The following is a 25,520-nucleotide window of genomic DNA, read 5'->3' on the forward strand; positions in this document are numbered from 1 at the left end:
CATGTTCTTCTATAATAGAAGTCATGATCATTTATTGTTTGTTGACGCTTGTTTGTTTAGTTTTCAAAGAGCAATTTGTTTTGCTGCTCCGTTAGAAGCAACTCTTATATATTATCAGGTTCAAAACCCGATGTCAATAAGTTTTTTTATTTTCTTTGTTGCTAACTAAGTAGCTCGTAGCAACAGATATAAATATAGCACCTTTATTCTGCAATAGCAATATCTTTTTACTATTTTTCTCAACGGAATTAAAAGAAAGATAATTCATATTTCTGTGTTCAAATTTCAGCAGATTGCGGGATACACATTTTTCAATATGAAGGAGTAACCAGCAATAAAAAAGGCAAAACGACCTGTGCCGTTTTGCCTTTCCTTCTATCTATTAACGGTGACGCATCAATGGGAATAATAGTACGTCCCTGATGGATGGAGAATTCGTCAGAAGCATGACCAATCGGTCGATCCCGATTCCGAGTCCGCCTGTTGGAGGCATTCCATATTCCAACGCTTCGATGAAATCATCATCCATTTCGTGCGCTTCGTCATTTCCTTGTTCTTTTTCTTTTAGCTGAGCTTCAAAACGCTCTCTTTGGTCAATCGGATCATTCAGCTCAGTAAATGCGTTCGCGTGCTCCCTTGCTACGATGAACAATTCGAAACGGTCTGTGAAGCGCTGGTCTTCGTCATTCTTTTTCGCGAGTGGAGAAATGTCAACCGGATGACCGTAAATGAATGTCGGCTGAATCAGGTGCTCTTCTACTTTTTGCTCAAAGAATTCATTGACGATGTGGCCATACTGCATATGCTCAGTGATTTCCACTCCATGCTCTTTCGCATGCGCACGTGCTTCTTCCGTGCTCATTTGCGGCCAGAAGTCCACTCCTGTATGTTCCTTGATCGCGTCTACCATGTGGACTCTCTTCCACTCTGGCTTCAAATCGATTTCATATTCGCCATACTGAATCGTTGTTGTTCCAAGAACATCCTGGGCGATGTACGCTACCATGTTCTCAGTTAGGGACATGATGTCTCTCCAGTCAGCATATGCCTCATAAAGTTCAAGCATAGTGAATTCCGGGTTATGTCTAGTCGAAACACCTTCATTACGGAATACGCGGCCGATTTCATATACTTTTTCAAGGCCGCCGACAATCAGACGCTTCAAGTGAAGCTCGATTGCGATTCGCATATATAGCTGCATATCAAGCGTGTTATGATGCGTGATGAACGGACGCGCTGAAGCTCCCCCGGCAATGGAGTGCATTAATGGAGTTTCTACTTCGAGATATCCTTGTCCATCAAGATAGCGGCGCATAGATTGGATAATGCGGCTGCGGTTGATGAAAGTTGTCTTGCTGTCATTGCTCGTTATCAGGTCAAGGTAACGCTGACGGTAGCGCTGCTCGACATCCTTTAGTCCGTGGAACTTTTCAGGCAGCGGGCGAAGTGCTTTTGTCAAGAACACAAAGTCTTGAGCTTTGATTGAAAGCTCGCCAACTTTTGTTTTGAAAAGCGTTCCTTCCACACCGATGATATCACCGAGGTCGGCTGAATCAAAAACTTCATATTGCTCGTCGCCAACTGCATCCTGGCGAACATAAATCTGGATTTGGCCAGCGAGGTCCTGGATATGAGCGAAGCCTGCTTTTCCTTTTCCGCGCTTTGTCATAATACGTCCAGCTATTTTCACCGATACATTCTTTGCTTCAATCTCTTCTTTTTCCAATTCACCGTATTCGCTAACCAACTGATCTGTAAGATGGGTGCGTTCAAATCTTTTACCGAAAGGATCCATGCCCTTTTCACGCAATGAACTCATTTTGTCTCTTCTGACTCTGAGCTGGTCATTCAATTCTTCATGACTCATATCGCTTTCACTCCAATATATATAATAGATTTATTATGTAATCCTGATCATGTTTGGTGGATACTTTTATTATTTTACACAAACAAACGTATTCAGACATTAAAAATCTCTTTTTTCATGCCTGAATAGAATAAAAACTGCCAGTTTGACCACTGGCAGTTACAATTTAAGGATAAAGGTATTATAGGAAAAGTGACGGTTAATGTCAATTTTTATCCAACCTGGTGAGCTTCTTGCTCTTTCGCTTCTACTTCATCTGCGAAGTTTTTCAGCAGACTGACGAGCTCGTCTCTTGTGTTGCACTCATTGATTCCGTTACGAACTATTGCGTTGCCCCGAATTCCCTTTAGGTACCATGCAGCATGCTTGCGCATTTCGCGTACCGCAATATGTTCATTCTTCAAAGCGATCAGGCGGTCTAGGTGCAGGATGCTGACATCAATTTTTTCGCGTGCATTAGGTTCATCCATTAATTCGCCTGTTTCCAGATATTTTACCGTACGGTAGATCATCCATGGGTTCCCTAGCGCAGCGCGACCGATCATAACTCCGTCTACGCCTGTCTCATCTAGCATTCTCTTGGCATCCTGTGGAGTCTGGACATCCCCGTTGCCGATTACAGGGATATTCACAGCCTGCTTTACGTCACGGATAATATCCCAATTTGCTGTTCCTTCATACAACTGTACACGTGTCCGGCCGTGAAGAGCAACCGCCTTACCACCGGCGCGCTCTACAGCTTGCGCATTCTCGATGGCGAAAATATGTTCCTCATCCCAGCCCATGCGCATTTTAACGGTAACTGGCTTTTCAACTGCGTCCACTACCGCTGAGACCATTTCGTAAATCTTGTTTGGGTCTAACAGCCACTTCGCACCTGCGTCACATTTCGTGATCTTTGGCACCGGGCATCCCATGTTGATATCAATGATATCCGCATTCGTATTTTGATCCACGTATTGCGCAGCCTGTACAAGCATTTCCTTTTCACCGCCAAAAATCTGAAGGCTGAGCGGCTTTTCCCGTTCATCTATATATAACATATCGAGTGTTCTATTGTTTTGAGAAACAATGCCTTTGTCACTGACCATTTCGGCACATACCAGTCCAGCGCCGAATTCTTTGACCGTCAGGCGGAATGCCGAGTTGCAAATGCCGGCCATCGGTGCGAGGACGACCTGGTTTTTCATTTCAATATCGCCAATCTTGAGCATTTCATTCCTCCTTATGGTCTATTAATATACCAAACCTACTGTGGGGTTAATTCATCTATTCCGACATCAAGGAATTCTGCGATCCTATTGATTAGTCTTTCATCAGGCATCCTGTTGCCGCGTTCGATTTCTCCCAGGATGGAGACTGAAACGCCAAGCTCTTTTGCGAAGCTTTCCTGCGTATAGCCCTTTAACTTTCGATAAGCGCGAATACGCCTTCCCCATTTTTCTGCTTCCATATTCGTACTCCTTCTCTATCCGCTATACTTAGTAAACAATTTTTCAGTGGCTCCTTCATCGTTGGGAGCGTGAGATTTGGGTCCATTTCAAGCAATGGAAGGATTACAAACGCGCGTTCGCTCATCCGAGGATGCGGAATTGTAAGCTTCTCTGTTTCAATATTTTCGTGATTATACAGTAAAATGTCAAGGTCTAACGTTCTGGGACCCCATTTTACTTCCCTTTTTCTCCCAAGTTTCAATTCAATTTTAAGGCAGGTATTCAGAAGTTCAAACGGTTCTAGGTTCGTCTTTACCTGGATTGCCATGTTTAAAAATTGATCCTGATCAGTGTACCCTACAGGGTCGGTTTCATAGACGGAAGAAGTATTTACCACCGTGATATTTTCATGGCTTTCAAGGAGGATGATTGCCTGTGTCAAATACCCGAAGCGGTCGCCCAAATTGGATCCTAGCGCAATATATGCATTGTTTTCCACTGTCATCTGCTCCTTGTGATTTCAACTGCGACTGATTTGTAATGCCCAGGTATCGGTGGGTCCGGCTTGATGACTTTTACGTGGCATGCTTCCACCAGTGAAAATCGTTCAAGGATCGTCCCGGCAATTTTTTCAGCAATTGCTTCTACAAGCTTGAAAGGCTCGCCTTCAACGATCTCCTTGCAGACCATATATAAATCTGCATAGTTAATTGACTCATTAAGATCATCGCTTTTTCCTGCTTTTGAAAGATCCAATTCCACCGTTAAATCCACCGCAAAACGCTGGCCTAACTTTGTTTCTTCAGGAAAAACACCGTGGTAGCCGTAAAACTCCATTTGGTTCACATGTATTTTATCCACTGTATTCACCCTTTCCCATCATCGCGTCCATCATTTTCGCCATCCGAGACATCTCTTTCACATCATGGATCCTGACGATCTGGCAGCCTTTCTGGATTCCGTAACACACGGTCGCTCCCGTACCTTCTGTTCTTTCTTGAACAGGCAGATCCAGCACACCGCCGATCATTGACTTTTTCGATGTGCCAAGGAGGACGGGATAGCCTAAAGACACAAGCGTATCAAGGTGACGCATCATCTCAAGATTTTCCCTAAGGTCTTTCGCAAAGCCGATTCCAGGGTCAAGGATAATTTGCTCATCGCTCACTCCTGCTTTTTTAGCGATTGTGATGCTTTCATACAAGTCATTCAGTACGTCACGAATGAAGTTTGTATAATTGCGGTCGTTCCGGTTGTGCATCAGGATAATCGGAACTCCGGTTTCTGCGGCGACATCGGCAATTTCCGGGTCTTCCTTCGCTCCCCAAATATCGTTGATGATGGCAGCTCCCGCCTCGACGGCACTTTTGGCAACCTTCGATTTATATGTATCGATGGAGATTGGTACCTGAACTTCTTTCGAGATGGCTTCAATCGCCGGTACCACCCTGTTAATTTCCTCTTCATCGGAAACCCGTTCATGTCCCGGCCTTGTTGATTCGCCTCCGATATCAAGAATATCCGCTCCGTCGACGATCATTTGTTTAGCATGTAAGACAGCATGCTCTAAGTGATTGTATTTCCCGCCGTCTGAAAAAGAATCAGGCGTGACGTTCAATATTCCCATAATCAGTGTATTATTGGTGAAGTCCATTGTGTAAGGACCGGCTTTTATCACGGTATTCATGTGTGAGCTCCTCCATCCAATTTCGTTCTGCTCCATAGTGTTTCCCGGTTAGCTGCATATTTGCCAAACAGTCTTTTCGTTAAAACACCTGATTTCCCGGGAAAGCTTTTTCCTGAGAACTCTGCGACCGGGACGATTTCCTGAATTGAATTAGTCAGGAACATTTCATCAGCTGCTTCGGCCTCTTCCTTTTTGTAAAAGCCTTCACGAACCTCGATGCCTGCGTTACGGGCAAGAGCGATGACGAACCTGCGGGTGATTCCATTCAAAATTCCCGTTTCGAGGGCAGGTGTATACAGGACATCATCCCTGTACCAGAAAATATTCGAAACAATTCCTTCGGCTAAAAAGCCATCATTTGTCAGGAAAATCCCTTCCGTATCCATCGCAGGGCCTGCCTCACGCTTGGCGAGCACATTATTAAGATAATGGTGGGATTTCAGCCGCTCTGCTCCCTCAGGTGTGTTGCGCCTCAAGTTCAGGAGAACAGCCTTTTTCTCACTCATCTCCCCAGCTGCCGGCAGCGGCTTCGCAAATACGATCACATTTGGCTCCCGGTAACTCTCAGTCTGCAAGCCTATATCACCATTCCCAGCCGAAACATTGAAGCGAATATAGGCATCCTTGAGATTGTTTTTTGCTAATAAGCCATCGAGGATCTTAACACATTCCTCCCGTGTAAAATCAGCTTCGATGTTCAAAATACGAAGACTGGCATTCAGCCGCTCGAGATGATCATCCAGCAAAAAAGGATGGCCATTGTAGATCCTGAACGTTTCGAACACGCCCAAACCGTATAGGAAGCCGTGGTCAAAAGGGGAAATGGTGATTTCATCCTTTGAGACGAACTGGCCATTGCTGTATACAACCATTATAAACTTACTTCCTTAGCAGCTTTGTAATGGGCAATGAAATTGCGCAGCAGCTGCTTTCCTGGCGTCGTTAAAATGGATTCCGGATGAAATTGGACACCTTCGACAGGCAGCTTTTTATGGCGGATTGCCATGATCTCGCCCTCTTCCGTCCATGCTGAAACCTCCAGGCAGTCAGGAAGGGTTTCTTTTTTTACGATGAGTGAATGGTAGCGTGCCGCAGGGAACGGATTTTCCAATCCTTCAAAAATCGTCTTGCCATCATGATAGACCAAAGAGGTTTTGCCATGCATGAGCCGCTCCGCACGGACCACGTCACCGCCAAATACCTGGGCGATAGACTGATGGCCGAGACAAACACCGAAAATCGGCGTCTTCCCTGAAAAATTCCTGATCGCCTCCAGGCTGATGCCTGCTTCATTCGGGCTGCACGGCCCCGGTGAGATCATCAAGAACTGCGGGTCAAGCTCATCAATGCCCTGAATGGACGTCTGATCATTGCGGATGACATTAAGCTCTTCGCCCATTTCACCCAAATACTGAACGAGATTATATGTGAATGAATCATAATTATCGATCATCAAAATCATGCTTTACCCTCCGCAAGCTCTTTCGCCTTCCAAAGAGCGATTGCTTTCTTTAATGATTCCTTGTATTCATTGGCAGGGATGGAGTCGATGACGACACCTGCTCCTGCCTGGACATGAGCCATCCCATCCTTGACCAGCATCGTCCGGATAATGATGTTCAGTTCCATATTGCCGTTAAAACCGATCCACCCAAGCGAGCCAGTATATGGCCCTCGTCTAACCGGCTCGAGTTCTTCAATGATTTCCATGGTCCTTACCTTTGGAGCACCGGTAATCGTTCCGCCAGGGAAGGTCGCATTCACAACATCGAACCAGGTCTCACCCTCTGCAAGCTCTCCCCGGACATTCGAAACGATATGCATGACATGCGAGTACTTTTCAATGACCATGAACTCATTGACTTCGACAGTACCGTATCTGCACACCCTGCCGAGGTCGTTTCTTTCCAGGTCGACAAGCATGACGTGTTCCGCGCGCTCTTTTTCATTGTTGATCAGCTCATTGGCAAGCTGCAAATCTTCTTCATCTGTCCTGCCCCTCGATCTCGTGCCGGCAATCGGCCTTGTGCTGACCTCTGAACCTTTTACTTTTGCTAAAAGTTCAGGCGACCCGCTGACGAGCTGGAAGTCTTGTGTATGCAGGTAGCCCATATATGGAGATGGGTTCAGCTTGCGCAGCTGCCGGTATACTTCCAGCGCTTCCGTCTCGATCGGCTTTGACTGCCTGACAGATAGGTTTACCTGGAAGACGTCCCCCTGCCCAATGTATTGCTGCACTTGTTCAACCGCGTCGATGAATTCAGCTTCATCCATCGATACTTGCAAATCATCACGGGCAGGCTTGGCTTCGGCAAAAACCTCCGGGACCTCAGCGTCCCACTTGTCTTTCCACTCTGAAAGCTTGTCCTCCGCCTGATACTCCTGTCCTTTTTCCGATAGAGCCATTAGCCATAGCTTCTCTGTCTGATGGTCAAAAACAAACCATTCCTTGAAGAGCTGGAAGTAGACTTCCGGTATTCCCGAATCGTCCTTAGCCAGTGCAGGGAGCTTTTCGATATAACGGGCATAATCATAGCTCAGATAGCCGATCGCACCCCCCTGAAAATCCGGCAAGCCATCTACTTCAGCCACTTGATACTTTTCCATTTGATTTTTCATTAACTCAAGAGGATTGCCCTCAAGCGTGCTTGATGAACCACCCTTTGTGATGGTCAGTTTATTATTTTTACCCGAAAAAATAATCTCAGGATTGAATGCGGCGATACTGTAGCGCCCGCCTCTCCCGCTTTCGAGGATGACATGTTCTTTATATTGTTGTGCAATATGATCATATTGATGAAAAAAACGTGAAGCTGTATAAGGAATCGTTTTCGATTGAATGCTATAGTGCGGCAAGCTGTTCACCCCTATTTTTTTCTCTTAATACATCATACATGATGAAGGGCGCGCTTTCATTTTTAAAATAATGGTTTTTTCGAGAAACTGTCAATTTTGCAGGATTATTTCTAAATATGAAAAGAGACAAGCTATTTTCAGCCTGCCTCTTCATCTATCTATTCTTCGAATTGGTAAAGTGGTGTGCTCAGGTAGCGTTCTCCGTTACTTGGGATGACTGCCAGCACTTTTTTGCCTTTGCCAAGCTTTTTCGCTGTTTCCAAAGCTGCATAGATCGCTGCACCTGAAGAGATTCCGCCGAGGATTCCTGCTTCTTTTGCTGCGCGGCGGGCATAGTCGAATGCCTGCTCATTTTCAACCTTGAAGATTTCATCGTACACGTTTGTATCAAGTACACCAGGAACGAAGCCTGCACCGATTCCCTGAATCTTGTGAGGTCCTGGTTTTCCGCCGGATAATACCGGGGAGTCTGTTGGCTCAACAGCAATAATCTTGATATTCTTGTATTTTTCACGAAGGACTTTTCCTGCTCCTGTGATCGTTCCGCCGGTGCCGATACCTGCGATGAAGGCATCCAGCTGATCACCCATCTGCTCGACAATTTCAGGTCCAGTCGTTCTTTCATGTACGGAAGGGTTCGATTCATTCTCGAACTGCTGAGGCATGAAGTAACCATTTTCCTTTGCCAGTTCCTCCGCTTTGCGGATCGCCCCGCCCATTCCTTCTGGGCCAGGAGTCAATACAAGGTCCGCTCCATAGGCACGAAGCAAATTTCTGCGCTCCATACTCATTGTCTCCGGCATGACAAGAATGGCTTTATAGCCTTTGGCTGCTGCTACCATCGCCAGTCCGATTCCAGTATTTCCGCTCGTTGGTTCTATGATTGTATCCCCTTGTTTCAGGGCCCCTTTTGCCTCAGCATCCTCAATCATCGCCAAAGCGATACGATCCTTGACGCTGCTGCCCGGGTTCATGTATTCAAGCTTCAAATAAATATCCGCACTTTGGTCATCACCAAGTCCGTTCAGCTTTACAATTGGTGTCTGGCCGATCAACTCTGTAATTGAATTTGCAATGCGTACCAAATTACCCACCCCTTAATCCGACTATTTTAATTGGTTTTATTAAAATTTACCAATACTTTAAGTCTATGTCAATCAGTATGCTTCAACATCAACAAAAATCAGTCTTTTGCCTAAAATCTTTCGTACATTGCTGCCTTCATGATTATCCTACCCGATTCAAAGGTATTATCTAAAACCCATCTTTTTTAAACTATCCTATTTTGAATTTCTCTAAACAAGAAAAGCACCGGTTAATTCACCAGTGCTTCGTTCATTACTTCTTCTCTTTGTCTCCATAAAACCAGCTTACTTCTGCATCATTCCAGAATGCCCGTGCTGAAACTGGAATGTCCATTTGTTCAAGGGCAATCTGCCGGCGAATCTGGTTCTTTACATCGCTGTAAGCATATTTCTTTCCTTCTAGTTTTTCATGAAGATATACAATAGCATATCCATTTTCTGCTTTTACAGGTCCTGTCCACTCTCCGGATTTCAGCGATTTCGCCGCATGAACGACCTCTGGGGAAACAAGTTCATCTTCTTCCGTTACAAAGCCGATGTCTCCCCCTTCATTCGCCGAAAACTCATCGATCGAACGCTCCATCGCGAGAGCAGTGAAGCTGGAACCATCTTTCAGCTCTTTCACTGTTGAGTCCGCTTCCTTTTTCGTTTCAACGACTATTTGAGACAGATGGTAGGATGCAGGAATGTCAAACAGGCTACTATTCTGTTCATAAAAGGACTTCATATCCTCTTCCGATACTTTAACATCCTTCGTTAAAAGTTCTTCAAGCAGCAGACTGTATTTAATTTGCTGCTTCCAACTTTCTTCGGTTTTCGGCTCGTTGCCGGCTGAAGAATACATAGCTTTATAAATTGTCAATTCACGCTCAACGGCCTCGTCAGATACCTTGATATTATATTCATCGGCTATTTGTTTGACAACCGCCTGGTCAATCAGGTCCCTTAGCGTTTCTTGCCCGTATCTTTCTTCAAGCTCAGTCAGCCACTCCTGGCGGGTGATTGACTCCTTGCCAATCTCCGCCACAGTTTCCTTGTTCCCCTCGAGGATAGCAGGCTTGGCTATCAGCATCACAAGAGTTATCGCGTTCAAAATGGCTAACCCGGCAATAATGTACCAAAGCTGCTTTTTCTCCACTTCTCTTCCCCCAGATATCGCTTATTTCGCTTCCTTCTCTATCTCTTCCAGTTCTTCTTTCGTGAACATGTACTTTTCGTTGCAGAAATGGCAGTGCGCTTCTGCCTGTCCCTCTTTCTCAATCATATCACGGATTTCTTCTGTGCCCAGGCTGATCAGCGCATTGCTGAATCGGTCCTTAGAGCAATTGCATTCAAAATTTACTGGCATCGTGTCAAGGACTTTAACATTCTCTTTTCCAAGTAATTCTTCCAGCAACTCTTCAGGAGATAACCCTTTTTCAATCTGCTTTGATACCGGAGGGATGGATTGCAATCGCTGTTCGATTGCTGTAATGGTTTCTTCTGTTGTCCCAGGCATCAGCTGGATGATGAATCCGCCGGCAGCTTTGATCGAGTTGTCGGGATTAACTAGAACACCGACACCAACCGAAGAATTGACCTGTTCAGAAGTTGCGAAGTAATAAGTGAAGTCTTCTCCAAGCTCTCCTGATACAATCGGGACTTGCCCTGTAAAATAGTCGCGCAGGCCTAAATCCTTCACGACCGTAAGCGTTCCGTCTGTACCGACGCCTTGTCTTACATCAAGCTTGCCGTGCTCGTTCAAATCGAAGTGGACATGAGGATTCGAAACATAGCCTCTAACCTGTCCTTTGGCATTGCTGTCCACAAGAATGAGTCCAAGCGGGCCACCGCCTTCGATCTTGATTGTCAATTTATCATCGCCCTTGAGCATCGCACCCATCATTACGCCAGCTGTCATTGTCCGGCCTAGTGCAGCAGATGCTACAGGCCATGTATAATGGCGGCGCTGTGCCTCCCCAACTGTTTCCGTTGTTTTTGCTGCGTATGCTCTGACCTGCCCGTCAAAAGCAAGTGCTCTTACTAAATAATCGCTCATTTTTCTACTCCCTTCGTGCTGTAAAGTTGTCTGCATCCTCACTTTAAGGAAGCTTAATTGTGTTTTTCGATATTGCGCTTATAGATAAGCTGCAGTCCCTTTAATGTTAAAAATGGATCTACGGCATCGATGATATTTGATTCCTGGGCAATTAAATTTGCCAGGCCGCCTGTCGCAATCACTTTAGGAGGGACCTTACTCTTATCTTTCATCCGTTTAACTATTCCCTCTACTTGTCCAACATATCCATACAGAATGCCAGCTTGCATGGCTGAAACAGTATTCTTTCCAACCACATCATCCGGTCTGCTGATTTCAATACGCGGAAGCTTGGCAGCCCTAGAATAAAGGGCCTCAGTGGAGATGCCGATTCCAGGCGCAATCGCACCACCCATATATTGATTATGCTCATTGATATAGCAGTAAGTTGTAGCTGTGCCAAAGTCGACAATGACCAGCGGACTTCCATATTCATGGATCGCCGCAACCGCATTTACAATACGGTCCGCACCGACTTCCCTTGGATTTTCATATTTTATATCCAGTCCCGTCTTAATTCCAGGGCCTACAACCAACGGCTTGCGGTGGAAGTACTTCTGGCACATTCGCTCAAGCGAGAACATGATTGGCGGAACAACAGACGATATAATGATGCCATCAATATCCGAAAGAGAGAGATCAACATGGTCAAACAGATTTTTGACAATCATGCCAAACTCATCTTCCGTTCTATGACGGTTCGTTTCTATTCTCCAATGGTGCTTCAACTCTTCTTTATCATAAACACCTAACACGATATTTGTATTCCCAACGTCAAAAACAAAAATCAAGCTACTCACCAACTTATTTATAGTTTTTCTGGATCAATACTGAAAATATCATATCATAATCGCCAGGAATTCACTAAATAAAGTCGCTAGAAAAGCGTAAGCGCCTTGGTCAGCCCCGNNCGACAAAGAAGCGCTTTTTGCTTCTGCGGGCGGAGTTGAAGTTTCGGAGTTTCTAGGAGGTGAAACTAGACAAGCGTCTCGAGGGGCTAGGCGCTGAAGCTAGCTAGACAAGAAAAGCGTAAGCGCCTTAGTCAGCGGAAAAACAAACAGGTGCCCCGCTAAGAGCACCTGCTTCTGAATTCTATTCTTTTGGATTTTCATCGATAGCCTTTGGATCTTCGATGACTGAGTCAACTTTCTTATCAGTCTCTTCGATTGCCGGCATGTCATCTTTTTTCTTATTGATCGTTACTTTCATGTCGTCACTTTCAGCAATGACTTTGCGGTCAGGAAGACGGCCATGGTCGATCAAATATTTGATTTGTTCTGCATCAAGGGTTTCAACCTCTAACAATGTGTTCGCAATTATATCAAGCTTATCACGATTTTCTGTTAGCAATTTTTTCGCTCTTGCATAACTTTCCTTAATGATTGCCTGGATTTCAAGGTCGATTTCATAGGCGATCTTGTCAGAGTAGTTCTGCTCATTGTTCAGGTCACGGCCTAAGAATACTTGGCCCTGCGCCTGGCCGAACTGCATTGGTCCGAGCTTATCACTCATACCGAATTCAGTAACCATTTTTCTCGCAATGCCTGTTGCACGCTGGAAGTCATTGTGTGCACCTGTGCTTACTTCACCAAAGACGATTTCTTCAGCTACACGGCCGCCAAGGAGTCCAGTGATTTTATCCAAAAGCTCTGGCTTTGTCATGAAGTAACGGTCTTCCTTAGGAAGCATGACGGCATAACCGCCTGCCTGTCCGCGAGGAACAATCGTTACCTTGTGGACCATTTCCGCTTCATCAAGGACAACCCCGATGACAGTATGGCCAGCTTCATGGAACGCAACGATATTTCTTTCCTTTTTGGAGATGACACGATTTTTCTTGGCAGGACCGGCTATGATGCGGTCTGTTGCTTCATCAAGATCTTCCATGTCTATCTTCTTTTTATCTCTCCTGGCTGCAACGAGCGCAGCTTCGTTCAATAAGTTTTCAAGGTCCGCTCCAGAGAAACCCGGAGTACGAGATGCAATACTTTTCAAGTTAACGGACTCATCAAGTGGCTTATTTCTAGCATGTACCTTCAATACAGCTTCACGGCCTGCAACATCAGGACGGTCTACTGTGATCTGGCGGTCAAAACGTCCTGGGCGCAGCAATGCTGGGTCAAGGATATCAGGGCGGTTGGTAGCAGCTACGATGATGATCCCTTCGTTGGCTCCGAATCCGTCCATTTCTACAAGCAACTGGTTAAGCGTCTGTTCACGCTCATCATGCCCTCCGCCAAGTCCAGCGCCACGCTGGCGGCCGACTGCATCAATTTCATCAATGAATATGATACATGGAGCATTCTTTTTAGCTGTTTCGAATAAATCACGTACACGTGATGCACCGACACCGACAAACATTTCTACGAAGTCGGAACCACTGATTGAGAAGAATGGCACTCCAGCTTCCCCTGCAACAGCACGGGCTAGCAAAGTCTTACCAGTACCCGGAGGTCCGACCAAAAGGATTCCTTTTGGAATACGTGCCCCAAGGTCAGCAAACTTGCGAGGGTCTTTCAGGAATTCAACAACCTCGACAAGTTCTTGCTTTTCTTCATCTGCGCCCGCGACATCCTTGAAGCGGACTTTCTTCTTTTCTTCGTTATAAAGCTTCGCTTTGCTCTTGCCGAAGTTCATAACACGGCTTCCGCCGCCCTGAGCCTGGTTCAGCAAGAAGAAGAACAGAATGAAAATGATGATAAACGGAATGATGGACGTAAAGAACGTCACCCACCCGCTTGTTTCCTTAGCAGGCAAAATCTCTACATTTGCAGCTTCAGCTGCTTGTTCGATTCTGTTAAGAGTCTCTGGATTGTTCCAGACATATGTGATGAAGCCTTTTCCTTCTTCCTGGCCTTCCAACTGGCCTCTTACCTCATACACACCACGTTCAGGCTGCAGCGTCAAATCACCTTCAACATTGCCTGCCTCCAGTTTCTGCATGAATTCATCGTAAGAGATTGGTTCTGTTGGCTGGTTATTGCCATTAAAGAAACTCACAACTCCGATAATGACTAAAAATATCAATAAATAAAAGATGGTATTACGGAAGATCCGATTCATCCCTTACCCTCCTCCCACGGTAGACAAACTATACTAAATAGTATCATAGCAAATTATGCTAATACAAGAAATTAACATTCAGAATATTTGCTTCTTACCCGAAATATGAAATTTCATTCACTAAATTGTAACCGTATTTAATTTGAATATACTTCTGGCTTCAGAACACCGATATATGGCAGGTTACGGTATTTTTCCGCGTAATCAAGACCATATCCGACAACAAACTCATCGGGAACGATGAATCCAACATAGTCGGCAATAATATCAGCTTTTCTTCCTGTTGGTTTATCAAGCAGTGTGACGATTTTGATTGACTTTGCCTTACGGTATTTGAATAGCTCAACTAGATAGCTGAGAGTCAAACCGCTGTCGATGATGTCCTCGATGATCAGGATGTCTCTTCCTTCTACGGAAGTATCGAGGTCCTTTAGGATTTTCACCTCACCGGAAGATACCATGGCATTTCCATAGCTGGAAACATCCATGAAGTCCATTTCAAGGTACGCATCCACGCGCTTAAGCAAGTCACCCATGAAAGGCATTGCGCCCTTTAGGACTCCAATTGCCAGCGGGAAACGGTCCTGATACTCTTCAGTTAACTGTGCCGCCAGCTGCCTTGTCTTTTCCTGGATTTCCTCTTCTGTAAACAATACCTTTTCAATATCATTTTTCATCATGATCCTTGTGCCCCCTGGAAGATATCAATACTTTATATAAGTTAATAATAATAACCTGTTTCCTTCTGTTGATTCATGGTTCGATTTTTTCAGGCCTGGAAGCCAAAGAATCCTGCCCTCCCTGTCTGTGACAATCGGCCATTCATCTCTTTTGGCTAATGGAATTTTCATATCGATGAAAATATCCTTTACCTTTTTTGAACCCGTCATTCCCTTCAATGATATCCGGTCGCCATTTTGCCTTGTCCGGATGATCAGCGGAGTACCTGTTTGCTCCAGATCAACGATAAAACAATCATTGGGAATTTCCATCTCTTGAGCACCATTGAGCAATTGAGCATCAATGACCCCACCATTTGGCAACCTCAGCTGATCAGGCCCGGATAATTCGAGGCGATAGCTTTGCCGTTCTGGCGGATTCAATTCAAAATGGCAATTTCCATACGATCGTATGATTCTTAAACCGCTGGGGAAATCAAGAGTTCCAGATGGATGGGGATTGCGAATTATTGAAAAAACCTTTTCAATATGTATAGCGGAAAGAGAAGCAGGTCGATCATTGTAAAGATAATTTAATATTAGTTTAATCCCTCTTCTTTGTAAAGGCATTGGCATTTCCTGAAAGGAACTAATACTAATAGTTATCCTGTTGTCCTCTTTCTTCATTACTTTATTCAATTCTTCGCTTGTTAATTCAAGAAGATATTCTTCATCCATCTGCATTTCCTCGCTAAAACGCTGGAAGTGCTCATGGACCGCCGGATTCTCTTCTTTTAAAAAAGGGAGAACAGATTTTCTGAAACGATTCCTGCTATAGTATGCCTTCTCATTGCTTGGGTCAATTCTTGGTTTCAAAGAATTCGTGGAGCAGTACTCATTCAATTCCTCTTTTGTCAGGCATAAAAATGGCCTGAAAATCGCAAACGGACCAAATTTCCGCGAAAAAGGCATACCTGCCCTTGCTTTCCCGGAACTTCCCCTGGTGAGTCTCATCAATACCGTTTCAACCTGGTCATCCCCATGATGACCCAGTGCAAGGTACTGAAGCTGATGCTTTTCCATAACTTGCTCGAAAAAGCTGTATCGGCACGCACGGGCAGCCTGCTGGGAGCTTAGCCCTGTCTCGCGCATATAGGCCGGCACATCGATTCTCTTCATCTCAAAAGGAATATCCCGTTTTTCACAAAAATCTTGCACAAACAGGGCATCCTGATAAGACTCATCACCACGGAACATATGGTCCACATGGACAGCTACAATCTTCAGGAAATTCCTTTCCCGCTGCTCTGATAAAAAGTGGAGCAGTGCGAGCGAGTCCGGTCCTCCAGAAACCCCAACTGCAATGGACATGTTATTCAGCTGAAAACCATGCCTTTCAAGGAAGGCTTTTACCTTTTTTTCAATCATCTTGTTCTTCCTTACTTGTATTGCCGGTTTAAGACTATACCCATGCCGGCAAACCATTAATCTTCTAAATAGGTTTATTATTTTTCAGCTTAACACTTTTAACCTTCCTTGTTCAAAAAACAGAGCTTTATCCCTTATGTACGGACAAAGCAGCAAAAAGTTTCAAAAAATCAGGTGATCTGGCTATAAATATAGAAAAAATATAATAAAGAGATAATCAGTATGATGGTGACTGTTTCAAGGGCCGAGGATTTTTTCTTTTTCTTATTGTATCCCTTCCTTGTTTGCCGGCCAGCCGAACTTGATTTTGCCCTGGATGGGCTTGGGTTTATTTGTGGTTGTGCTTGCTTTTGCGGTACAGCCTTATGCTGTACGGTACTTTTCTTAAATGCTGAACCCGGCTGATGGACCTTCAGCAGATCCGATCTCATCTCCATGGCTGATTGATAGTTACCGGCAAGAGCGTTATGGATTACCTTTTCATAAGTCTTCAATTCTCGGGCTTGTTTCACTTTTTCCATGATTTCGCCTATTCCGCCCGTCTTTTTCGTAAACCTTTTCGGATATGCCGTGTTGACCATGATCATACCGACAGCGAATAAGTCATAACCTGGTTCTGCTTTTCTGCTGCCAAGCCCCCAATAGCCCCGGTCGAAGAATTCGGTGAACTCTTTAATCGACCTGCCTTGCATCGTCGTGCCGCCGACATCTATGCATCGTATCCTTGCCGGGGGCCCAGTCACAATTAAATTATCAGGCTTCAAGTCTCCGAATACCCAGCCATTTTCATGGAGCAGCTGCAAATCGGCCAGCAGCTGGAGTATCATCACCCCAGTCCAATCCGGTCCTTTTTGCTGCAGGAAAGCAAGAAAATCTGGTCCTTTTATGAATTCCATCGCATAAAAGCTCACTCTTTTTCCTGGACGTTCCCAATCATCCACATCCAGCAAAGAAGGCCCGAGGGCAGATCCCTGGACCTTGGCAAAAGATTTCAGCACATTGACCTCGGAAGTGATTGACATTCCATTGTCACTCATTTTCAATGCTACTTGTGTATTATTGGACCTTGCCAGATAAACAATCCCATTCGCTCCAAAACCAAGCTCTTTTATGATTGTATATCGATTGTGATGCCATTTCCCTTCAATGATCGTTCCAGGAATGACCTTACACAGATTCTTCAAAGAAGGATTCATCATCACCGGATAATAGGCTCCTTAAAGATCGTTTTTTATTGAAATGGGAAAGTGCTTCGCGAATGGCAGGCCCTGTTGGCGTAATGCCCCCAGTCGTCAACTTGGCGAAAATGCTTGTGAGCGACTCAAGCTTCGGGGTCCAATCCAGCAATTTTTCGACATCATTCCTTTTCCCGGGAAATACAAATACAGCAAAACGATTATCCCCTGACCTGGCATTCAGGCTTAAACTCAGGTCCAGCAAGGCTTCTTTTACCGTAGGAAGCTTGTGCTTCATGCTTGCGCTTGTATCGACAAGAATCAACACATCCAGCTCCACCGTTTCCCCAAGCTCATCAACTACCTCCATCACTTCGCCTCGCTGCTCTGGCGGAAGATCTTCCACTGTTCGGCCGCCACCAAGGATTTGCTGGAGTTCTTTATTGACTACACCCTGCAGTGTCTGGGTCATCGCTTTCCTTGTCACCATCTGGACTGTCTGGGAAAGCTGCTGTGCGTATACAATCTGACTGACTCCGCCGCCTGACATGGCAATCCCCTCGATCTCTGTCATGCCCTGTTCATCTATAACATCCTGTTCCATCACGCCAATGACATTGACTGTAATCCCCTGCTCCTTGGCCAGTGCAGCCATCGCAATCGGATCTTCACCCTGATTTGAGCAGCCATCCGTAATGAGCAATATTTGCCTGATTGTACCTGTTTTCATGCAATCCCCTCACTTCCAGGCTCAACTTTTACAATCTAGTAAAAGAAGGAAGCCTATGATAAATTTGTTACCATTTTCGACGAAGTGGAAGGGTTTTATACATTAAGATCGAGCAGATTGAGCAAAATAAGCCGTTAAGCCCGCTTTTGATAATTGGCCGCTGGAATTGAAGCCCATTTTGGGATATTGTGATCGATTTTTGCGACAACCACAGTCATGTCATCCTCGATCGAACCTTCTCTGGAACGGATGACTTCTTCCATGATCAAGTCTGCGATTGCCTGCGGATCTTCTGTCTGAAGCTCATTGATTTTCCGTTTCATCCATAAGTCATAGTTTTCGACATGCTTAGGGCCTTCAAATACGCCATCGCTCATCATGACCAGCAGATCGCCTGCTTTCAGTTGTTCGCCGACAACATCTACTTCAAATTCCTGCAATATTCCCATCGGCAAATTGCTCGCCTGCACCTTCATTACTTTTCCGCCACGTTTGATGAAGCTTGGCGTCGAACCAATTTTCAAGAAACGCGCAGATGCGTTTTGCAGGTCGATCATGACCAAATCGAGGGTCGAGAAAATTTCATCGGTTGTCCTTAATGACAGGATTGAGTTCACTGACTTGATTGCTACTTTTTCTTCAATACCAGATTGCAGGATTTGCTGCAGCAGCAATAAAGTATCTCTGCTTTCTGAATGTGCTCTTTCACCATTGCCCATTCCGTCACTGATGGCAATCGCGTATTTTCCACCGCTCAGTTCAATGGTTGAATAACTGTCTCCTGAAATGAGGTCCCCATCCTTGGCCGCATGCGCCACTCCTGTAGACACTGTATAGGCTTTAGCAGAATGGAATGTCACATGGCAAAAGCCATTCGGGAATGTCGAACATTCTTCTGAATTGACAACGATGTTTTCTTTCAGGATATCGGAAAGCATTGGAGCGATCAGCTTTTCGCATTCACCATGTCCCTGGCAATATGGAATCGTCATGTCAATATCCACATTTCCTTGTTCAAGGCTGTAGATCTCCACATGCTCGATATGGATACCGAAATCCTGGAGGGCCTCGAGTATTTGTTCTTCTTGTTTCGAGTGGTTCTCGCGTTCACGCTGGATCTCCTTTGCGAAATCCCCCATGACTTCTGAAACACCAAGCAATTGGTCTGCCACGAGACGCCTGCTTTCCTGAACTTGTTTCTTAAGCTTTTTATTTGCCTGATAATAGGTCAGCTGCTGCTGCATGATTTCCATTACCTTTTTCGACCTGGTGCAATGCTTGTCCCATTCGCGGGAAAGTTTTTGCGGCACTGCACCAGAATTTTGATCCATCTCCTGCATAATCTCACTCATATAGTCATAGGTTGTATTAAAGTTCCTTGTCCAGCAATGGTCTTTCTTAAAGCATGTCTGGCACGTTTTCTCTGTTACATTGCTTAAGAAGTAATCCATATCGCGGTCAGTTTCAATCGTTTCATCCTGTACCTGAAGTGTAGAAAAACTTTTCGACAGCGCTTCAAAAACATTGGAGAACTGGACGACACGCTGTGCTGTCACATCTCTCATTTTTCTCATATACTGCTGCTGCTCAGCTGAATACTCCGGTGTACCCGGGATATGTTTGGCGATTTTTGACGTAAGTGATTGAGGAGTAAGAAAGAAAAGCAACACTGCCGCCGCAGATTCGGTCAGCGTCTGTCCGAGCGCGCCTCCGCCCTCGCCATACATTCCAATTAACAGTGTGGCAATAAACAATCCAAGTGCCACACCCGGTTTCCTTCCTTCTTTTAGCAAGCCGCCAAGCAAACCAGCAAAGGCCAGCAGGCTCATATGGTAAAAACTCGACACGTTCGCGAGACTGAAAATCAACCCTGTTACGACACCAACTGTGGAGCCCACTGTGGCACCGGCGACAAATGAAAATATGAGGACCAGATACCGGGACATTACGTGTTCTACCGACAAGTCATAGATTGTCCAGCCGATAGTTCCTGTCATCACTGATGCAAGCATGATGATCAAACAGACTATTTCCTCCGTTTTCAATGACTGCTTGCGCTTGCTTGCTGTCATCAATGGGATGCTTTGCATGAAGATGAATGTCAACACAAGGCCCAGGCCTGCTTCGACTCCAGTCATCATCCCTTCATACAAAGTGATATTTCCAGTCAAGATAAGAACTTTCAACATTTTGCCTATTAAAATAGTGAAAAATATATAAAACGGCAGCACTTTCATAGAATTTCGAATCCATTTTTTCGTCAACTTGTATAACAGTAAAAATAAGAATACAGACCCAAATGTGAAGGCGGCGTCAGTAAATGACAATGTTGCAGCTCCAGCAACCAACCCAAACAGCGCAATAGGTGCGCGGTCTTTCCGGATCAGATACACCGCTGCAAAAAATGGAAGGCTAAAAGGGGTCAACTGAGCCAGTATCAAGGCACGGCCAAGCAAGAATCCAATGATCAGAAAGATATAGCCTTTTTTCAGGAAAAGGGTTTCAATTTTGGATTGCAGCTTCGACATGCCTTTTGCCAACCTGAATCGTGATTCCTCGAGATGAACTTCACCGATCGGTTCCATCATGTTCCTTTCTACCTTTTGCATTTAATACACTCCCCGTTTTTTTATCGTTGCTGATTATTATAAAAGGGAGCAATCCAGAAGTTTGTCAAAAATAAGGACAAGCAATAAAGTTTCGTTCGACGCATTTCCCCGAAAATAAGCAATTACTCGAAATACCACGGAATATTTTAACCACCACTCCAAACTCCGCTAAAATTTACCTATCGATATTTTCTTCTTTTCTTTTAAAAATCCATTGACACTATTTTAATATCTATGTATTATATTTCTTGTGCCTCAAAACACATTATCAATATGGCGGTGTAGCTCAGCTGGCTAGAGCGTACGGTTCATACCCGTAAGGTCGGGGGTTCGATCCCCTCCGCCGCTACTAAGAAAAGCGGAGGCGACTGCTTAGCTCCGACAAGTGTTGAGGAGCAAGTCGCCGAAGCTTGTATTATAACGGCCCCTTGGTCAAGCGGTTAAGACACCGCCCTTTCACGGCGGTAACACGGGTTCGAATCCCGTAGGGGTCATCACACGAAAAACCTTGTTCCTTTTTAAGGAGCAAGGTTTTTTTATGTATTTCCTGGTATTGAACGGACTTTGCGTTTACCGTTTTTCTCTTTCTTGGGTGTTTTCGGGCAATGCAGACACTCTGCTTTTACCCTTTTTCTCTTTCTTGTGCATTTTGGGGTAATGCAACCGCTCTGCTTTTACCCTTTTTCTCTTTCTTGCGCATTTTGGGGCAGTGCAGCACCCCTGCTTTGACCCTTTTTCTCTTTCTTGCGCATTTTGGGGTAATGCAAACACTCTGCTTTTACCCTTTTTTTCTTTCTTGTGCATTTTCGAGCAATGCAGACTCTCTGCTTTTACCCTTTTTCTCTTTCGCTCCCATTTTGGGGCAATGCAGACACTCGCTTTTACCCAAAATTACTCTCTCGCTGTTTTTCGGGCAATGCAGCGATCCTCCTTTTACCAAAATTCACTTCCGTTCATTGCTCGGGCAATGCAACCCACCTTAAACAAAACAAAAAGACAAGTCCTTTGAAAGACTTGTCTTGGTATAGCATGATTCCTGCTATTTATCTATATTCACTTAGCAGCAAGTTACCCTCTTCTTGCTCCTCTTCCGCCGCGCTTGGATTCGGTAGCGCGTTTAAGAGTGGACAGGCGGTCTTCGCTGTCCTTCAAGAATTTCGCCATTTTTGATTCAAAATTTTCCGGACGTGCATTGCGGTTGTCGTTTCCTCTGCCACCGCCGCCGCCGCGTGGACGCTGTGAGTAAGGTCTTGATTCAGATCTTTCTGGTCGTGCAGGTCGTTCTGGTCTATCAACAGCCTTCTTGATAGATAAACCAATTTTACCGTCTTTTTCAACATTGATAACCTTTACTTCAACCTGGTCGCCCACTTTGAGGTGGTCATTAATGTCTTTTACATAGTTGTCTGCAACCTCACTGATATGAACCAGTCCAGTTGAGCCTCCCGGCAGTTCCACAAACGCCCCGAAATTTGTAATACCTGTTACCTTTCCCTGTAGCTTGCTGCCTACTTCGATTGACATAAAAAAGTTTTGCCTCCTTAAAGATATAAAAAATCAAACTTACATTATATTATACAGAATATCAAAAAAGAGTGTCAATAAGGCGAATCTTGGGAGTCCTTTTTCTCTTTAGGAAGATTGAAGATAATTTCATTCTTTTCGGACAGGAAATATTCCTTGCGGGCAAGCTTAGCTATGTATTCATCATCGTTCAATTTGACGATTTCCTCATCCAGAATCTCCTGCTTTTTTTGATGGCTTGCTAATTTTTGTTCAAGCTGTTCCTTTTCTGCCTGTTTCTTTTCGAGGGCTGCAGACTGTGAAATGTACGTTGAGATCATCAAATAAGAGATGACCGATGCGAAAAGAGCAAAGACTGCGAGGCGCCTGAAAAGCAGTTTTCGCTTTCTAGATTCTGCAATACCTGCTTTTTCACGCTGCTGTACATATTGATTTTCAATCCTGGCTATGTTCTTTTTCCTGATGACACCCATCCCCGCAGTCCTCCTTATAATTTATTTTTTAAAATTCTTTATCCATTTTATCGGCTTAGTAGAATAATTCTTTACTATAATTAGAAATCCTGCCAATTTATTATATAACTTCTCGACGCTTTTTTTAACTGTTTTCGGCAAAAGTTTCCAAAAAAGTAAGAATATAATCTTAACTGGTTTCCAAATGAAATTGTTTAACAGCCATAGTAAAACGGCAAGAAGCCATTTTACTAGAGCATAAAGGCCTCTTCCCGTCAAAAGCAATAGTGATACAGCGGTGGCAGCCAGAAACTGGAGCGGCCTTATCACAAGCAATCTGATCGCCTTCACGATAAACACATACACGTTGATTGTGATGGCAATGGCCCGCTCAAGCAACTTAAGGTACATATTTTTAAAAAGACTCTGGTACGCTGCAAAGCCGCATAACAATGCCAGGAAGATATAAAAACGCAATTCTCCCATATTCACTGAAAATAAGACATAAAATATCGACAGACCCTGGAACACCCAAAACAAGATGTCATTGATAAAGACAATCCATGACTTTCGTTTTGACCTTTTCAGAAAACGATTATGGGTATCAAGTGAAGCTCCGAATAGGGTGCCCATCCATATCATGGCGAGCATGGTCAAAAATTGAGTCGAAAGCGTCATCGAAATAACTTGCTAAAGAAGCCTTTAGCCTTCTCCCCATGCTGGTCATCAAGGTAGACCAGGTCAAAGATTTTCCCCTTGATCGATACAATGCCTTTGTCTACATCCAGGTTTTTCATCTGGAGGTTCTGGCCCTTGATCGCAAGGAATCCCATGACAGTCTCAAGTAAAAACTCTTCATTGTCAAAGCTTTCCACTTGCTTTACTCCCGTAATTTCAAGTGTCCGTCTGCCTCTCATCACTAAATCATGGTCTGGCAAATTACCTTTTGTCTGGTTCGTTTCATAATATTGGCTCATCATTACCCCTCACAATCATAATGCACTTTTGTACATGTTTATGATTGGATAAGGGAGAATAGAACAAGCCTTCACAGGAAGCTTGGCTTACTCTTCATCGTCTCCTGGGATGCGTTCTTCCCCAAGAAGGGTATACATTCCTGCCGCTTCATCCTTACGGGATGTTTCCTGTATTCGCTCGATTTTTGCAGAGACGACTTTTTGTCCGAAGCGAATTGCCAATTCATCGCCCACTTTTACATTTGTACTTGCTTTCGCAGGCACGCCATTGACTGAAATCCTTCCCTGGTCGGATACTTCCTTCGCCAATGTTCTTCTTTTAATTAATCTTGATACTTTTAAGAATTTATCCAGCCTCATCTTAATTAAACCCCTTTATCATTATTGGTTTGATTTACCTGCTCACAGTTTTGCCTATAAGCCTTCTGTTTTCGCTTCCTCCCAGAAAGCATCCAATTCATCGAGTGTGTATTCCTCGACACTTCGGCCATTCTCTGCTGCTTTTTGTTCGATAAAAGCAAAGCGGCGCATGAACTTCCGGTTGGCCTTATTCAGTGCCTCTTCAGGATTGATGTCATAATGCCTTGCGAAGTTGACGAGGGCGAATAACAGGTCCCCATACTCCAGCTGAATATCTTCCTGAATGCCATTTCCAGTGATTTCTTCGGAAAGTTCTTCGATTTCTTCCTTTACCTTATCAAGGATCGGGGCCACCGTCTTCCAGTCGAACCCTACTTTAGCAGCTTCCTTTTGCAACTCATATGCCTTAAGCAGATTCGGAAGTCCTTTGCCGGCTCCTTCCAGCATCGATTTTACGGCACCGCCTTTTTCCTGCTCCTTGATCTCCTGCCAGTTTTTCAGGACTTCAGCTTCATTTTCAGCTGTTTTGTCCCCGAACACATGAGGATGCCTGCGGACCATTTTTGCAGATAGGCCTTCAATGACATCATCGATGGTAAAATAACCCTCATCTTCACCAATCTGTGCATGCAGCATGACTTGAAGCAGCACATCCCCCAGCTCTTCAATCATATGATCGATATCATCGTTATCAATCGCCTCTAGTAATTCATACGATTCTTCAATCAAATACTTTTTTAATGTTTGATGAGTCTGCTTCTTATCCCAAGGACAGCCATTCGGACCGCGCAGTTCTGATATAATTCCACGCAGCTTCAGAAAATCCTTGTATAAAATTTGCTCATTTTCTACAGGTGGAACATAAACAGATGTCAAATTACTAAGTTCCATCTCTCTATCGAGTTCATATAATGGAACTTTTTTAATAACTTCCTCACTGCTTCCGGCAGCAGTCACGATGTATACCTCATAATCATCCGGCAATTTTTCCATAAGCGTCAGCTTGACGTCCGATGCAACGAACGCGTCATAGACCTGTCCGATAATTGTGTGGCTCTTTAGCAGTAAATCTTCTTTTGACAGCGCGGTGCCGTCAAGCAGTTGAAAACCTTCGATCGGATCAATAGCCAGTGACTGGAACATGGCATCGAGGAAGCTCTGGCCGCCGCCAATTTCAATTTCTGTATCCCGCTTTGGCCCTCGTTCGAGCAGGAGCTGCACGGTTCGCTCGGCAATTAAAGGATGTCCGGGAACCCCATAGGTTACAGGCGCTTTTTCTGCTTCTGCAAGCAAAATCTCTGTTATCTCTTCATAAACATCCGAAAACTGGTCATGTTTTTCATATACGTCATCGAAGGATTGAAACTGCAATCCTTCCTTCTCGAGCTCGGCGATTACCGGATGCTCCTTTGTCCGCAAATACAGATTTTTCTCCTGCTTCAGCTTTTTATATACACCAAGCGGCAGCTGGTCAAGGTCACCCGCTCCCAGTCCGATAATCAGTATTTTATTTGTCATATCCACACTTCCTCCTTCAA

The 25,520-nt window shown here is 44.6% G+C and carries 26 protein-coding genes and 2 tRNA genes; 2 read left to right on the forward strand and 26 right to left on the reverse strand.

Features of this window, described 5'->3' with window-relative positions; translation table 11 throughout:
- Positions 1-382: 382 nt before the first annotated feature.
- From lysS to spoIIE, 19 genes are all read right to left on the reverse strand, one after another.
- On the reverse strand, positions 383-1,867 hold the full coding sequence (gene lysS / locus J7E32_RS03780) for a lysine--tRNA ligase (RefSeq protein WP_214903832.1): 1,485 nt from the start codon (positions 1,865-1,867) through the stop codon (positions 383-385).
- Between the two features lie 212 nt (positions 1,868-2,079).
- On the reverse strand, positions 2,080-3,081 hold the full coding sequence (gene dusB, locus J7E32_RS03785; RefSeq protein ID WP_214903835.1) for a tRNA dihydrouridine synthase DusB: 1,002 nt from the start codon (positions 3,079-3,081) through the stop codon (positions 2,080-2,082).
- A gap of 35 nt (positions 3,082-3,116) precedes the next feature.
- Positions 3,117-3,320 carry a helix-turn-helix domain-containing protein gene (locus J7E32_RS03790; protein WP_023613284.1) on the reverse strand — a complete coding sequence of 68 codons (204 nt, stop codon included), beginning with the start codon at positions 3,318-3,320 and terminating at the stop codon, positions 3,117-3,119.
- Positions 3,272-3,799 carry a 2-amino-4-hydroxy-6-hydroxymethyldihydropteridine diphosphokinase gene (gene folK, locus J7E32_RS03795; RefSeq protein WP_214903838.1) on the reverse strand — a complete coding sequence of 176 codons (528 nt, stop codon included), beginning with the start codon at positions 3,797-3,799 and terminating at the stop codon, positions 3,272-3,274. The genes J7E32_RS03790 and folK overlap by 49 nt, the downstream gene beginning before the upstream one ends.
- Positions 3,800-3,801: 2 nt before the next feature.
- A complete protein-coding gene (gene folB, locus J7E32_RS03800) occupies positions 3,802-4,161 on the reverse strand; it encodes a dihydroneopterin aldolase (RefSeq protein WP_214903841.1) in 360 nt (119 codons plus the stop codon).
- Positions 4,154-4,987 (reverse strand): dihydropteroate synthase, encoded by an 834-nt coding sequence (gene folP / locus J7E32_RS03805; RefSeq protein ID WP_214903844.1) that lies wholly within the window; start codon positions 4,985-4,987, stop codon positions 4,154-4,156. Before folP ends, folB begins: the two co-directional genes overlap by 8 nt.
- The gene (gene pabC, locus J7E32_RS03810) at positions 4,984-5,859 is read right to left on the reverse strand and encodes an aminodeoxychorismate lyase (protein WP_214903847.1); all 876 of its coding nucleotides are present in this window, start codon (positions 5,857-5,859) and stop codon (positions 4,984-4,986) included. The genes folP and pabC overlap by 4 nt, the downstream gene beginning before the upstream one ends.
- On the reverse strand, positions 5,859-6,449 hold the full coding sequence (pabA, locus tag J7E32_RS03815; protein ID WP_214903850.1) for an aminodeoxychorismate/anthranilate synthase component II: 591 nt from the start codon (positions 6,447-6,449) through the stop codon (positions 5,859-5,861). Before pabA ends, pabC begins: the two co-directional genes overlap by 1 nt.
- Positions 6,446-7,843, reverse strand: a complete 1,398-nt coding sequence (gene pabB, locus J7E32_RS03820) for an aminodeoxychorismate synthase, component I (protein ID WP_286182667.1) — start codon at positions 7,841-7,843, stop codon at positions 6,446-6,448. The genes pabA and pabB overlap by 4 nt, the downstream gene beginning before the upstream one ends.
- 158 nt (positions 7,844-8,001) lie before the next feature.
- Positions 8,002-8,928: a cysteine synthase A gene (gene cysK, locus J7E32_RS03825; protein WP_214903853.1), complete on the reverse strand. Its 927-nt coding sequence runs from the start codon at positions 8,926-8,928 to the stop codon at positions 8,002-8,004.
- A gap of 253 nt (positions 8,929-9,181) precedes the next feature.
- On the reverse strand, positions 9,182-10,066 hold the full coding sequence (locus tag J7E32_RS03830; protein ID WP_214903856.1) for a peptidyl-prolyl cis-trans isomerase: 885 nt from the start codon (positions 10,064-10,066) through the stop codon (positions 9,182-9,184).
- A gap of 21 nt (positions 10,067-10,087) precedes the next feature.
- Positions 10,088-10,966 carry an Hsp33 family molecular chaperone HslO gene (gene hslO / locus J7E32_RS03835; RefSeq protein ID WP_214903859.1) on the reverse strand — a complete coding sequence of 293 codons (879 nt, stop codon included), beginning with the start codon at positions 10,964-10,966 and terminating at the stop codon, positions 10,088-10,090.
- A 53-nt stretch (positions 10,967-11,019) separates the two neighbouring features.
- Positions 11,020-11,796: a type III pantothenate kinase gene (locus tag J7E32_RS03840; RefSeq protein ID WP_214903976.1), complete on the reverse strand. Its 777-nt coding sequence runs from the start codon at positions 11,794-11,796 to the stop codon at positions 11,020-11,022.
- 301 nt (positions 11,797-12,097) lie between these two features.
- Positions 12,098-14,068 carry an ATP-dependent zinc metalloprotease FtsH gene (gene ftsH / locus J7E32_RS03845; protein ID WP_214903862.1) on the reverse strand — a complete coding sequence of 657 codons (1,971 nt, stop codon included), beginning with the start codon at positions 14,066-14,068 and terminating at the stop codon, positions 12,098-12,100.
- Positions 14,069-14,205: 137 nt separating this feature from the next.
- Positions 14,206-14,748 carry a hypoxanthine phosphoribosyltransferase gene (gene hpt / locus J7E32_RS22755; protein WP_286182668.1) on the reverse strand — a complete coding sequence of 181 codons (543 nt, stop codon included), beginning with the start codon at positions 14,746-14,748 and terminating at the stop codon, positions 14,206-14,208.
- 24 nt (positions 14,749-14,772) lie between these two features.
- A complete protein-coding gene (tilS, locus tag J7E32_RS03850) occupies positions 14,773-16,155 on the reverse strand; it encodes a tRNA lysidine(34) synthetase TilS (RefSeq protein ID WP_286182669.1) in 1,383 nt (460 codons plus the stop codon).
- 170 nt (positions 16,156-16,325) lie between these two features.
- Entirely contained in the window at positions 16,326-17,354 is a 1,029-nt protein-coding gene (locus J7E32_RS03855; protein WP_214903865.1) for a protein kinase domain-containing protein, read from the reverse strand.
- Entirely contained in the window at positions 17,323-18,060 is a 738-nt protein-coding gene (locus J7E32_RS03860; protein ID WP_214903869.1) for a vWA domain-containing protein, read from the reverse strand. The genes J7E32_RS03855 and J7E32_RS03860 overlap by 32 nt, the downstream gene beginning before the upstream one ends.
- Before the next feature lie 134 nt (positions 18,061-18,194).
- A complete protein-coding gene (spoIIE, locus tag J7E32_RS03865; RefSeq protein ID WP_214903871.1) occupies positions 18,195-20,669 on the reverse strand; it encodes a stage II sporulation protein E in 2,475 nt (824 codons plus the stop codon).
- A 275-nt stretch (positions 20,670-20,944) separates the two neighbouring features.
- Here spoIIE and J7E32_RS03870 point away from each other — a divergent pair.
- Both J7E32_RS03870 and J7E32_RS03875 read left to right on the forward strand, forming a co-directional pair.
- Positions 20,945-21,018, forward strand: a tRNA-Met gene (locus tag J7E32_RS03870).
- Between the two features lie 73 nt (positions 21,019-21,091).
- Positions 21,092-21,163, forward strand: a tRNA-Glu gene (locus J7E32_RS03875).
- Positions 21,164-21,239: 76 nt separating this feature from the next.
- On the opposite strand, the gene J7E32_RS03880 is transcribed toward J7E32_RS03875, so the two are convergent.
- From J7E32_RS03880 to yabN, 7 genes are all read right to left on the reverse strand, one after another.
- Positions 21,240-21,473: a hypothetical protein gene (locus tag J7E32_RS03880; protein WP_214903879.1), complete on the reverse strand. Its 234-nt coding sequence runs from the start codon at positions 21,471-21,473 to the stop codon at positions 21,240-21,242.
- Between the two features lie 264 nt (positions 21,474-21,737).
- On the reverse strand, positions 21,738-22,193 hold the full coding sequence (locus J7E32_RS03885) for a S1 domain-containing RNA-binding protein (RefSeq protein ID WP_192473394.1): 456 nt from the start codon (positions 22,191-22,193) through the stop codon (positions 21,738-21,740).
- A gap of 74 nt (positions 22,194-22,267) precedes the next feature.
- On the reverse strand, positions 22,268-22,666 hold the full coding sequence (locus J7E32_RS03890; RefSeq protein WP_214903881.1) for an FtsB family cell division protein: 399 nt from the start codon (positions 22,664-22,666) through the stop codon (positions 22,268-22,270).
- A 21-nt stretch (positions 22,667-22,687) separates the two neighbouring features.
- A complete protein-coding gene (yabQ, locus tag J7E32_RS03895) occupies positions 22,688-23,323 on the reverse strand; it encodes a spore cortex biosynthesis protein YabQ (protein ID WP_214903883.1) in 636 nt (211 codons plus the stop codon).
- On the reverse strand, positions 23,320-23,622 hold the full coding sequence (gene yabP, locus J7E32_RS03900; protein WP_214903979.1) for a sporulation protein YabP: 303 nt from the start codon (positions 23,620-23,622) through the stop codon (positions 23,320-23,322). Before yabP ends, yabQ begins: the two co-directional genes overlap by 4 nt.
- 87 nt (positions 23,623-23,709) lie before the next feature.
- Entirely contained in the window at positions 23,710-23,982 is a 273-nt protein-coding gene (locus J7E32_RS03905) for an RNA-binding S4 domain-containing protein (RefSeq protein ID WP_214782149.1), read from the reverse strand.
- A 54-nt stretch (positions 23,983-24,036) separates the two neighbouring features.
- On the reverse strand, positions 24,037-25,500 hold the full coding sequence (gene yabN, locus J7E32_RS03910; protein WP_214903897.1) for a bifunctional methyltransferase/pyrophosphohydrolase YabN: 1,464 nt from the start codon (positions 25,498-25,500) through the stop codon (positions 24,037-24,039).
- Positions 25,501-25,520 lie beyond the last annotated feature (20 nt).

The sequence above is a fragment of the Bacillus sp. ISL-55 genome, assembly GCF_018613155.1.
In the GTDB taxonomy this organism is placed as follows: domain Bacteria; phylum Bacillota; class Bacilli; order Bacillales; family Cytobacillaceae; genus Mesobacillus.

Excerpts from the sequence above, each read along its gene's own strand:
- lysS (WP_214903832.1), bottom strand. The coding sequence starts at position 1,867 with ATGAGTCATGAAGAATTGAATGACCAGCTCAGAGTCAGAAGAGACAAA.
- dusB (WP_214903835.1), bottom strand. The coding sequence starts at position 3,081 with ATGCTCAAGATTGGCGATATTGAAATGAAAAACCAGGTCGTCCTCGCA.
- J7E32_RS03790 (WP_023613284.1), bottom strand. The coding sequence starts at position 3,320 with ATGGAAGCAGAAAAATGGGGAAGGCGTATTCGCGCTTATCGAAAGTTA.
- folP (WP_214903844.1), bottom strand. The coding sequence starts at position 4,987 with ATGAATACCGTGATAAAAGCCGGTCCTTACACAATGGACTTCACCAAT.
- pabC (WP_214903847.1), bottom strand. The coding sequence starts at position 5,859 with ATGGTTGTATACAGCAATGGCCAGTTCGTCTCAAAGGATGAAATCACC.
- pabA (WP_214903850.1), bottom strand. The coding sequence starts at position 6,449 with ATGATTTTGATGATCGATAATTATGATTCATTCACATATAATCTCGTT.
- hslO (WP_214903859.1), bottom strand. The coding sequence starts at position 10,966 with ATGAGCGATTATTTAGTAAGAGCACTTGCTTTTGACGGGCAGGTCAGA.
- ftsH (WP_214903862.1), bottom strand. The coding sequence starts at position 14,068 with ATGAATCGGATCTTCCGTAATACCATCTTTTATTTATTGATATTTTTA.
- hpt (WP_286182668.1), bottom strand. The coding sequence starts at position 14,748 with ATGATGAAAAATGATATTGAAAAGGTATTGTTTACAGAAGAGGAAATC.
- tilS (WP_286182669.1), bottom strand. The coding sequence starts at position 16,155 with ATGATTGAAAAAAAGGTAAAAGCCTTCCTTGAAAGGCATGGTTTTCAG.
- J7E32_RS03855 (WP_214903865.1), bottom strand. The coding sequence starts at position 17,354 with ATGATGAATCCTTCTTTGAAGAATCTGTGTAAGGTCATTCCTGGAACG.
- J7E32_RS03860 (WP_214903869.1), bottom strand. The coding sequence starts at position 18,060 with ATGAAAACAGGTACAATCAGGCAAATATTGCTCATTACGGATGGCTGC.
- spoIIE (WP_214903871.1), bottom strand. The coding sequence starts at position 20,669 with ATGCAAAAGGTAGAAAGGAACATGATGGAACCGATCGGTGAAGTTCAT.
- J7E32_RS03880 (WP_214903879.1), bottom strand. The coding sequence starts at position 21,473 with ATGCACAAGAAAGAAAAAAAGGGTAAAAGCAGAGTGTTTGCATTACCC.
- J7E32_RS03885 (WP_192473394.1), bottom strand. The coding sequence starts at position 22,193 with ATGTCAATCGAAGTAGGCAGCAAGCTACAGGGAAAGGTAACAGGTATT.
- J7E32_RS03890 (WP_214903881.1), bottom strand. The coding sequence starts at position 22,666 with ATGGGTGTCATCAGGAAAAAGAACATAGCCAGGATTGAAAATCAATAT.
- yabQ (WP_214903883.1), bottom strand. The coding sequence starts at position 23,323 with ATGACGCTTTCGACTCAATTTTTGACCATGCTCGCCATGATATGGATG.
- yabP (WP_214903979.1), bottom strand. The coding sequence starts at position 23,622 with ATGAGCCAATATTATGAAACGAACCAGACAAAAGGTAATTTGCCAGAC.
- J7E32_RS03905 (WP_214782149.1), bottom strand. The coding sequence starts at position 23,982 with ATGAGGCTGGATAAATTCTTAAAAGTATCAAGATTAATTAAAAGAAGA.
- yabN (WP_214903897.1), bottom strand. The coding sequence starts at position 25,500 with ATGACAAATAAAATACTGATTATCGGACTGGGAGCGGGTGACCTTGAC.